We start from the raw sequence: 6,055 nt of genomic DNA, 5'->3' as shown, positions 1-6,055 counted from the left end.
CTGGTCGCGCCCGCCCAGGTAGTCGAGCTTGCCGAGTTCGACACCGCTGTGGCGCAGGATGTCGTACGCGGTCGTCACGTGGAAGAAGAAATTGGGCAGCACGAAATTCAGCAGGTACGACTGGCCAGTGAACTCGATCGGGCCCACGCGCATCTTCAGCACGATCTGGCGCGCCTCGCTGCCGTCGATCTGCGCGGCGTCGAAGCTTTTCAGGTAGTCGATCGTCTTCTGGATGCGTGCGTGCAGTTCGTCGAAGGTCTGCTCGACGTCCGGGTAGCTCGGGATTTCGACATCGGCGAGGCGCGCGGCGCAGCCCTTGGCCGTATCGGTCGCGATGTAGACCTGGCGGACGAGCGGCAGCATGTCCGGGTACAGGCGGGCGCCGACGAACACCGACGGATCGATCTGCTTTTCGGCCGCGTGTGCCTGCGCCTTGCCGAGGATGTGCTGCAGGTTGGTCAGGCCACGGATCAGCACGGGCAGCGAAGCCTGGTACATCGAGATGGACATGGGGACGACTCCTTGAAGAAGAGGGCGGCCGGTATGCGGCACGTCGTGCGTTGCGGCGTTGAAACCGCTGTCGACGCATCTTAGCGCGGCGGCATGACCCGTGCGCGTCGTTGGCCATTCGGCCAGGTATCTGCCGAGCGACTGACCGGTGGATCCGACACGGTCGTCCCGATTGCACCGGAATACCGCGCCTCGCCGGCATCACGCGTCGATCCGCAAAAAGTCGTATCATGAAACACGAAACATGAAATATCACGTAACGGAGACCCCATGATCGAACTCGACAGCGCCGCGTCGGCCGTCCTCGCCCGGCTGGCGTCCTTCGGCCAGGAAAACGATGCGCAGGCGGACGACCGCAGCCGCAAGATGCTCAACCTCGAGCCGGCCACGGCCGAACTGCTGTACCTGCTCGTCACCGGCGCGCGGCGCAGGCGCGTGCTGGAGATCGGCACCTCCAACGGCTACAGCGCGATCTGGCTCGCCCATGCGCTGCGCGAAACGGACGGGCAGCCACTCGTCACCATCGAGTGCTCGCCCGACAAGGCCGAGCAGGCGAGGGCCAACCTGCGCGCGGCGTCGCTGCAGGACTGGGCGCAGGTGATCGAAGGCGATGCGACGCAGGTCTGCGCGGCCGTGACGGGCCCGTTCGACTGCGTGTTCTTCGACGCCGACCGCGTGAGCGCGCCGCAGCAGCTCGTGCACCTGTTGCCGAAGCTGACGGCCGACGCACTGCTCGTCGCGGACAACGCGCTGTCCCATCCGGACGAAATCGCCGGCTATCTCGCCGCGGTCGACGCATCGGGGCAGTTCGACACGACGATCGTGCCGGTCGGCAAGGGGCTCCACATCGCACGTCGCCGGCGGTTCGCATGACGCGGGCCACACTCGAGCGCACGACACTGGGGCGCGACGCGTACGGGGCGATCCGCGAGATGCTGGTCGACGAAGCGCGCTTCGCGGCGGGCGAGAAGATCAGCATCGAAGCGCTGTCGCGCGATCTCGGCATCAGCCGTTCGCCCGTCTGGGCGGCGGTCTCGCGCCTGGAAGCCGAGGGGCTGCTGCAGGTCGTGCCGCGGCAGGGCGTGTTCGTCATCGCGTTCGACCGCACGCGGATCGTGGCCATCTTCGAGGCGCGGGAGGCGCTTGAAGGGATGGCCGCGCGCCTGGCGGCGCAGCGCATGACGCCCGACGATCGTGCGGCGCTGGACGAAGCGCTGACGCGACAGGCGAATGCGGTCGATACGCGCGACGGCGACGCATACCGCATCGCCAACCTCGATTTCCACCACGGGCTGCTCGCGACCGCGCGCAACGCGACGATCGAGACGTCGCTCAGGGCGCTGTATGCGCAGGTGCAGACTATGTGTTCGGGCGGCGCGAGTCCGATGGACGACTGGGCACGACTGGGCGGGAATGTCGCCGAACACCGGCAGGTGTTCGACCTGATCGCGAAGCGCGATGAGGAAGGTGCGGAGCGCGCGGCGCGCGAGCATGTGCGGCAGTTGCTCGGGACGATTCTGGCGCGCGCGGGGGGCGGCGACACGAAGGGCTGAGCGCGGGCGGGAATCGTCGCCGCTGGCCGTGCGACTCACGCGTCGACCTTGCCGCCGACGGTGCGGCCTCTTGCCGGTTTGCGCAGGCGCGCAGCGGGGAGGGCGTAGCGGGTTTCGGCTTGCCGCTCAACGCAAGACCGATCGGCCTTTCACGACCCGTTTGACCGAGTCGGCGGCATGCTGCCACCATGACATGCCGACGCGCCGCCGTTCGCGCCATGCATGGTCGTGCAGCGCCACCGCCGTCCACTGCTCGGCGTGCGTGCGAAAGCGCGGCACGCCGAAGCGCTCGGGCGCGTCGAACAGGTCGAGATACGCACGTCTGTAGTGCTCGACGAGCGCGCGATCGTCATAGTGCGTTTCCATCCAGTGGCGCGACGCCTGCCCGACCTCGTCGCGCAAGTGCTTGTCGGCGAGTAGCGCGCGCAGCACCGGCTCTGCCTCCTCGAGCCGCACGTCCACCCACGGCAGCTCCGTCGCCCCGGTCATCGCGCGTAACTGTGCCTGCACGCGCGCATCGAGATGCCCGAGGGTGGGCTTGCCCTGCGACAGCGATTCGAGTCCGCTCAGGTGATAGTTGCCGGTCACGCATTCGTCGACGGCGAGCGCGGCGCACTGTTTCAGACGCAAGCACGCGTCGTGCGGCGTGTCGACGATCGTCCGCACGCGGCACAGGCCCTTGCGCTCGAGCCGGCGCAGCAAGGTCAGCGTTTGTGGCGCGCCCTTGGTTTCCCAGCGCGTCTTCCACGCGCTGCGGCTGCCGCTCGGCGAGTAGACGACCACGGGCGGCCCGTCCTCGGATTCGGGCCCCGGCAGGTAGCGTGCGTCGTGAATGGGCACGAGATTCGGCACCACGCGCGCGAACGGATAGTAGCGCTCCGGCCCCTGCGCGATCACGAGTTGCGGGATCGGCTCGGTGACGATGCGCGCGAGCCGGTCGGCATCCTGCCCTGCCCACAGCGACGGCGCGGAGTGGTACTGGCGAATGAGCTTGCGTGCACCGAAGCGCTGGGGCAAATCGGCGCCGAAGGTCTCGTCGAACGAGAAGTGCTGGTGCAGATGAATGACGTCGGCGGCGTCGATGGCTGCCAGCGCGACGTCGCGCTGCGTGTGCCAGTCGATATCGACCGTGAACGTGCGCGCGCCGTAGGCCGACGCGTTGAACACCACGTGGCGCGCTTCGATGTCGGTGTGCCGGTTCAACGCGGCGACGATGTTGCCGGGGCTGCCTGCCACGGGCGTATTCGAGATATGGACGACGCGCATGCTCGTTCGTCAGCGCGTGCGTGACGCCGGGGCGCACGCGGATTCGGGGGGCAATGCGGGGGTGAAAGTGGGCATCGCTGCGGGCATCGCGTCGCCCATGCCCGCTTGCGCGAGCGTTTGCCAGCGCAGCTTCGGGAAGATGTCCTCGCCGAGCGCGCTTTCCATCGACAGATTGCGTACGTCGACGCCGCGGCGTGTCAGCAGCGCCGATGCATGACGGAACGACGGCTCGATGAAGCCGGGGAAATTTTCGTCGAGATAGCTGGGCTGCATGGTCGACGCCGATTCCTCGTAAAAGCGGGGCGTGCGCTTCGCGTCAGTGAGGTCGACACCGTGCAGATAGAGGCGTGTGAAACCGAGCGCGGCGAGCACTTGCAGGCCGGTATAGGCGACCGTTCGGCCGTCGAAGACACCGCGCTGCAGGTCGAGGCTGAAGCCGAGCGGCTTCGGCGTGTCGAACAGCGCGAGCGCATGTGCGTCGTAGGTCGTGCGTAGCTCGCGCGCACGCGGCGCGCGGCGGCCGGCGGGAAAGAGCATGTCGTCGAGGAGAAACACGCGGCAGCGGATGCGTTCGACGCCGATGCGCTCGGCGATGTGCCAGAGCACGTGGGGCGTGGCAAACAGCGTGAGCGGCTCGCCGATCACGCGCTCGACGAGATCGGGCCGATTGCGTACGAACCCTGTATCGACGATGCAGTAGTAGTCGAAACTGACACCCTGACGCTCGGTGAGTGCGATGGCACCGTTCACGCCCAGCACGTGCGTCATGCGCAGCGCGCGGTAGTCGATGGTGTTGACGGACGGGCCGGTGGCGATGAGATGGCATGCCTGCCCCGCGTGGCGCAGCTTGGGTGCGGATGCCATCTGGGTGTTGGCGCACGCGATGCGGCGTCCGCGGATGCACATGCCGACGAGTCGCCCGGCTTCGTCGCGTTCGAGCGAGACCCCGTGCGCGAGGCGCTCGTTGTGTCGCCACGCACGCGAATGCGTGTAGCGGTAAAGCAGCTTGAAAAAAGTATTGACGGCCCGCCGGACCGACGAGGCGGATGCACACGCACCGTGTTCCGCTTTGATGCCGGTGCGCAACGAGCGGATCGCATTGCCTTCGGAGATCATCGCTGAGCCTTGCAACGACACGAAGCCTGAGGCCTCGCGACATGGTAAAGCGTTAGCTTACGATTTGATCTCGTTACACAGGTTACATATCCCGCAAGACAGTATTACTGTTTATTGCGAACGCAGCGCTCATGACAGGCGCGAATAATCGGTGCCGTTAATGAAATGAACACGGCGCCGGCGTCTCGAATTTGGCGGCCGTCCGGCGTGCGAGCCGCTGGCCGTGACGGCAAGCCGCAGGTCCCGGGGTGAGGGCCGGCGATTAACAGGCTGGCCGTCCAAAATACTTAAACGATTTACAACTATTCGGAAACGTTCCGTGTATTTGTTTCACATGCCGTGATTCATGTCAGGACAGGCAAAAAATGCCTGACTCACGAAAGACCATTCGGAAAACGCCAATTGGCGAGAGGTGGGCACGAAGGCAGGCGGTCGATTCGCCCGATTCGCGCCAAGCCGAATTACTTCGATGCTTGATGCTCGTCCCGGGCCTTGCCGAGCATCCGCTCCACATACCGCGCGATCATGTCGACTTCGAGATTGACCGTGTCGCCGGCCTTCACGTGGCGCAGCGTCGTGACCTCGACCGTGTGCGGAATCAGGTTGATCGAGAACTCGCAGCCGTCCGCGCGATCGTCGACGGTGTTGACGGTCAGGCTCACGCCGTTGACCGTGATCGATCCCTTGTACGCGAGAAAGCGGCCGAGCTCGCGCGGCGCGATGATGCGCAGTTCGTGCGACTCGCCGACCGGCGCGAAGCGCGACACGGTGCCGAGGCCGTCCACATGACCCGACACGATGTGTCCGCCGAGGCGGTCGTGCGCGCGCAACGCCTTCTCGAGATTCACCTCGCCGGGCTCCGCGAGGCCGACCGTGCGGTTCAGGCTTTCGCGCGACACGTCGACGTCGAACGACGCGTCGGTCTTTTCGATCACCGTCATGCACGCGCCCTGGATCGCGATGCTGTCGCCCAGCGCGACATCGGCGAGGTCCAGCCCGCCGGCCAGCACGGTCAGGCGCACGCCGGCATCGGCCGACGCGCCGAGCGGCCGGATCGATTCGATGCGACCGACCGCCGCGACAATTCCGGTGAACATGGTGACGATTCCGTTCAGTGAGAGGCGTCGGATGGCGTGAAGCGCGCGAGGATCCGCAGATCGTCGCCGACCCGCTCGAACCCGTGGAACGACAGCCGCGTGCGTGCCTCGAGGCTCGCCGGTGCCGCGAGATCGAACATGCCGGCCGCATCGGCGCCCAGCAGGCTCGGCGCGAGGTAGACGAGCAATTCGTCGACGCACTGCTCGCGCAACAGCGAGCCGTTCAGCTTGTGGCCGGCCTCGACGTGCAGTTCGTTGACGCCGCGCGCGCCGAGCGCCGCCAGCATCGCGGGCAGGTCGACCTTGCCGTGCGCATTCGCGAGCGGCACGATTTCCGCGCCGCGCGCCTTCAGCACGTTTGCGCGTACTTCGCCGGCGGCGTCGAGCCGGCCGCAGAAGATCAGCAGCGGCGCGCCTTCGAGCAGCCGCGCGTCGAGCGGCAGGTCGAGGCGGCTGTCCACCAGGATGCGTTGCGGCTGGCGCGGCGTGTCGATGCCGCGCACGGTCAGCAGC

General features: G+C 66.8%; 7 protein-coding genes. 2 read left to right on the top strand and 5 right to left on the bottom strand.

The window, feature by feature from the left end:
* Positions 1-510 (bottom strand): DUF1993 family protein (locus JYJ84_RS26215; protein ID WP_205189628.1); only part of this gene is annotated, 510 nt, incomplete at its 3' end.
* Between the two features lie 270 nt (positions 511-780).
* Between JYJ84_RS26215 and JYJ84_RS26210 the strand changes: the two genes are divergently transcribed.
* Positions 781-1,383, top strand: a complete 603-nt coding sequence (locus JYJ84_RS26210) for an O-methyltransferase (RefSeq protein ID WP_175222814.1) — start codon at positions 781-783, stop codon at positions 1,381-1,383.
* The gene (locus JYJ84_RS26205) at positions 1,380-2,063 is read left to right on the top strand and encodes a GntR family transcriptional regulator (RefSeq protein WP_174957094.1); all 684 of its coding nucleotides are present in this window, start codon (positions 1,380-1,382) and stop codon (positions 2,061-2,063) included. Before JYJ84_RS26210 ends, JYJ84_RS26205 begins: the two co-directional genes overlap by 4 nt.
* A 126-nt stretch (positions 2,064-2,189) precedes the next feature.
* On the opposite strand, the gene JYJ84_RS26200 is transcribed toward JYJ84_RS26205, so the two are convergent.
* The 4 genes from JYJ84_RS26200 to JYJ84_RS26185 all read right to left on the bottom strand — a co-directional run.
* On the bottom strand, positions 2,190-3,329 hold the full coding sequence (locus tag JYJ84_RS26200) for a hypothetical protein (protein WP_174976946.1): 1,140 nt from the start codon (positions 3,327-3,329) through the stop codon (positions 2,190-2,192).
* Positions 3,330-3,338: 9 nt separating this feature from the next.
* Positions 3,339-4,445: a hypothetical protein gene (locus tag JYJ84_RS26195; RefSeq protein WP_174976947.1), complete on the bottom strand. Its 1,107-nt coding sequence runs from the start codon at positions 4,443-4,445 to the stop codon at positions 3,339-3,341.
* Between the two features lie 461 nt (positions 4,446-4,906).
* Complete coding sequence (locus tag JYJ84_RS26190; RefSeq protein ID WP_174957097.1) at positions 4,907-5,542, bottom strand: riboflavin synthase; 636 nt, start codon at positions 5,540-5,542, stop codon at positions 4,907-4,909.
* 14 nt (positions 5,543-5,556) lie between these two features.
* On the bottom strand, positions 5,557-6,055 hold a 499-nt coding region (locus tag JYJ84_RS26185), incomplete at its 5' end, for a RibD family protein (protein ID WP_205189627.1).

Source organism: Burkholderia sp. LMG 13014 (genome assembly GCF_905232215.1).
Taxonomy (GTDB): domain Bacteria; phylum Pseudomonadota; class Gammaproteobacteria; order Burkholderiales; family Burkholderiaceae; genus Burkholderia.
The sequence above is the reverse complement of the archived record's forward strand: the minus strand, read 5'-3'. Positions and strand labels throughout refer to the sequence as shown.